Source organism: Gammaproteobacteria bacterium (genome assembly GCA_013001575.1).
Classification (GTDB): Bacteria; Pseudomonadota; Gammaproteobacteria; order Steroidobacterales; family JABDMI01; genus JABDMI01.
On the sequence record JABDMI010000012.1, the window covers coordinates 1 to 3,291 of the forward strand.

A 3,291-nucleotide genomic window follows, 5' to 3' on the forward strand; every position below is an offset into this window, starting at 1 on the left:
TGCCTGAAATTGTTCCGACTTCCACTGGATTGGCCGGATCCGATACGTCGACAACCGCTATTCCATTGTTTAAGCCCATTAAGGCGTACTCGTTGCCATTGTTCATATCCACATGCCCCCAGATATCGCTCGCACTGCTGGGAGTACTACTGAACGAAGGTAAAGGCAATTGTGCAACAAGATCTATATTGGCGCATTCATATCCGTCGGCCGCTCCGTTTTGACAAGTCACTTGCGTTTTTTGAACGGTGGCAGCGTGTTGATAAGCGGCAGTGAATTTTTCCACTTCCTGTACACGTTGACTGCTCAGACCGGCGCTATCACTAACAACTTTAAATCCAAGAGCTTCAACTTGTGCGCGAAACTCGAAGGGTATGCCAAGCAGAGTTACCGGATTGTTGATGTCGTCACGTTTGGCAAAGCCGTCCGCTGTGGTGTAACCGCCCATCAAAGGAACTTTGTCTCCGAGAAAATGCACCACGTCTTCTGCAGCAACCTCGTAAGTACCAGTTGCAATGTGCACGTGACTGGACTTGGCCGCCTGGTCGATCGCGTACTTGATACTATTGCAGGGTAAATCTGGATCGAGACAATCCTTAGAGTCATTCCCGTCCAAAGCTACGAAGTGGGTGGCATGGGTTTCGCCGTCGGCAAAAACTGGTGGGTGCCACAATGAAACTAGCAGAATGAGTATGAAAATTTGTTTTAACATGACTTGTAAACTGTTTAGGGCGAGCCCCATTATAGAATGCCTTTGCTAATTTGGGTGTGCCAGACTCGAAATGCATTAAATGATTATGCCAACTCGAATCCACATAGATCCGGGAAAATGGTTTTCAGATCCGGACTTTTATGGCATTTTTCAAATGGTTTCCAGCTATTTACTGTAGTACTGAGATTCGAAAATTCAGGGCAAAAAAAATGTTAGGATACAAACAACTTAATTAGTTCTACAGGCAGGAATATTGTCATGCGTGAATCCTGGAGGTGGTTTGGGCCCAATGATCCGGTGACCCTGGACGAGATCAGGCAAACCGGAGCCACAGATATTGTCAGTGCACTACATACGATACCAACCGGCGAAGTCTGGTCGCTGGAAGCCATTCGACAGCATCAAAAACTCATCGAGGAATGTGAAACCGGTCTTGCGCCGCTTAAATGGTCTGTGGTTGAAAGCATTCCGGTGCATGAAGACATCAAGCTCGCACGCCCGGGCCATCAGGCTCACATCACAAACTGGATTACCTCAATGGAAAATCTGGCAGCGTGTGGAATCAAAACCATTTGTTACAACTTTATGCCGGTTATCTTGCTGCACGTCTGGCCGGTCACGAGTGCAAGGAGGCTGCAATCAATGGGCATAAACTGGCCGGTGCCGTTGTGCAACACGCCGGTGCGGTCATACCCAAAACCGCTATGCCCGAACTGTGAATGAAATTGAGATCATTCATTCTCACTGCGAACCTGAAGTGTAATAAATTCATCAGCGTCAATCTGTATGCCTACAATCATCGGCTGACAACACACCTCACAGTCTTCAATATATTCTTGCGTCTCAATACTTGTATCAATCACAAGTTCAATGGATTCCCCGCAATACGGGCAATGTGACCTTTTAGTCTGTAAATGTTGCATTGTAAAATTTAATTGCAAGTGACCCGGTTACAGTTTAATCGAAAAATATTGATACAATACATATTATGCGATTAATAAGATCTACCAATGAGCATTTGGTCGAGCTGGTTTCCTGGTTAAGCGCCGATAACGACCTTTTTATCAAGCAGCAAGACAAATACGAGTATCCGGTAACGGCAGAAACCTTTTTATCCGACGTCAATTTCTCTGAATTGATCTCTTACTCGCTGCTGGACGATCAAGATGATTTCATTGGCTTCGGTCAAGTGTATCGACGTGTGGGTCGGTGTCAGTTGGCCAGATTGGTTGTCAAACCGGAGCTTAGGGAAAAAGGCTGTGGTAAATTTCTGCTCAATGCAATGGCCAAAAAGGGTTGTGAAGATCTTGGAGTGGATGCATTTTCTGTCTTGGTGTACGCCAAAAATATGCATGCGGTAAAAACCTATAAAGAAATGGACTTTGTATTAACCGAATATCCTGGTGGTATGCCATTTAAAAACGGACTGTACATGGTTAAGTCCAAGCCCAGGAGTTAAGTGATGTTGCGTGGTGCATGTCATTGCGGCAAGATTAAATTTGAGTATTTGATTGTTCCCGAGTATCTGAACGATTGTAATTGTTCTATCTGTCGTCGCCTTGGCGCACTATGGGCATATGCCGATTCGAGCCAGATTGAAATTCATTGCGATCAAACTGACCTTATAAATTATGTGTGGGGTGACAAATCCTTGGCTTTTTGTTCCTGCAAGTACTGCGGTTGCACCACCCATTGGAAAAATCTTGACCCGGAAAAATTTACTCGCATGGCGGTGAATGCCCGAATGATGGATCCCATGGCGATCAAAGAAATCCCGGTGCGCCAGTTTGACGGGGCAGATACTTTTAATTTTCTGGACTAAACACATTTAAGCATCAGTGCCATTTCAGTGAGTTGCAACATAGACCTGCAAATCTAAATGAGATATATTCTCATTTAGATTTAGATTGTTTCGGCCTGGAATAGTGGCCTGAACCAATATTTCATAATAAATTCAGGTAGTTATATGTTTAACAAAATATCCCGAATCTTGATGTTTGTGCTTGTGTTTGCGCTATTTGCTTGCGATCAGACGCAAAAAAGCGATCATTCAGCTAGCGTATCTAATTCTGCTGAGCAGGCAGAGTCGTCGGAATTAGTCTTGTATTCTTCCAGAAACGAGCAGTTGATCCTGCCACTGATCGAGGCTTATGAAGCTGAAACCGGCACTCGGGTCAAGTTTGTGACCGATAAACCGGAACCCTTGATTGAAAAGCTCAAGGCCGAAGCCGAGTTAACTCCAGCGGATGTGTTGATGACGGTAGATGCGGGAAATTTATGGCGCGCCAGCCAGGCGGACTTGTTCATGTCGCTAGAATCAGAGGTACTTGAAAAGGCAATCCCGACCAATTTACGCGATGAGAATATGCAGTGGTTCGGGTTTTCGCAACGCGCACGTACCATTGTGTATTCAGTTGAGCGCGTGAAGCCAGAAGAGTTAAGTACTTACGAAAATCTTGCTAATGAAAAGTGGCATGGCAAATTATGTTTGCGCACATCGAAAAAAGTTTATAACCAGTCATTGGTCGCCATGCTCATCGCTACCCACGGCACCGGAGTTACGGAAAACATAATTACGG

5 protein-coding genes and 1 pseudogene are annotated in these 3,291 nt (G+C 45.2%); 4 read left to right on the forward strand and 2 right to left on the reverse strand.

Annotated features, from left to right (window positions below):
* A partial coding sequence (locus HKN88_00965; protein ID NNC96620.1) for a sodium:calcium exchanger occupies positions 1-712 on the reverse strand: 712 nt, incomplete at its 3' end.
* A gap of 258 nt (positions 713-970) precedes the next feature.
* Here HKN88_00965 and HKN88_00970 point away from each other — a divergent pair.
* Positions 971-1,309 (forward strand): annotated as a pseudogene (locus HKN88_00970) (mannonate dehydratase).
* Between the two features lie 134 nt (positions 1,310-1,443).
* Here HKN88_00970 and HKN88_00975 read toward each other — a convergent pair.
* A complete protein-coding gene (locus HKN88_00975) occupies positions 1,444-1,635 on the reverse strand; it encodes a CPXCG motif-containing cysteine-rich protein (GenBank protein ID NNC96621.1) in 192 nt (63 codons plus the stop codon).
* 65 nt (positions 1,636-1,700) lie between these two features.
* Between HKN88_00975 and HKN88_00980 the strand changes: the two genes are divergently transcribed.
* From HKN88_00980 to HKN88_00990, 3 genes are all read left to right on the forward strand, one after another.
* Positions 1,701-2,171 (forward strand): GNAT family N-acetyltransferase, encoded by a 471-nt coding sequence (locus HKN88_00980; protein ID NNC96622.1) that lies wholly within the window; start codon positions 1,701-1,703, stop codon positions 2,169-2,171.
* Between the two features lie 3 nt (positions 2,172-2,174).
* Positions 2,175-2,534 (forward strand): GFA family protein, encoded by a 360-nt coding sequence (locus tag HKN88_00985; protein NNC96623.1) that lies wholly within the window; start codon positions 2,175-2,177, stop codon positions 2,532-2,534.
* A 171-nt stretch (positions 2,535-2,705) separates the two neighbouring features.
* The coding region (locus HKN88_00990; GenBank protein NNC96624.1) for an extracellular solute-binding protein at positions 2,706-3,291 on the forward strand (586 nt) is incomplete at its 3' end.

What these genes read in the sequence shown, in the direction of transcription:
- HKN88_00985 (NNC96623.1), top strand. Translation starts at nt 2,175, where the DNA reads ATGTTGCGTGGTGCATGTCATTGCGGCAAGATTAAATTTGAGTATTTG.
- HKN88_00975 (NNC96621.1), bottom strand. Translation starts at nt 1,635, where the DNA reads ATGCAACATTTACAGACTAAAAGGTCACATTGCCCGTATTGCGGGGAA.
- HKN88_00980 (NNC96622.1), top strand. Translation starts at nt 1,701, where the DNA reads ATGCGATTAATAAGATCTACCAATGAGCATTTGGTCGAGCTGGTTTCC.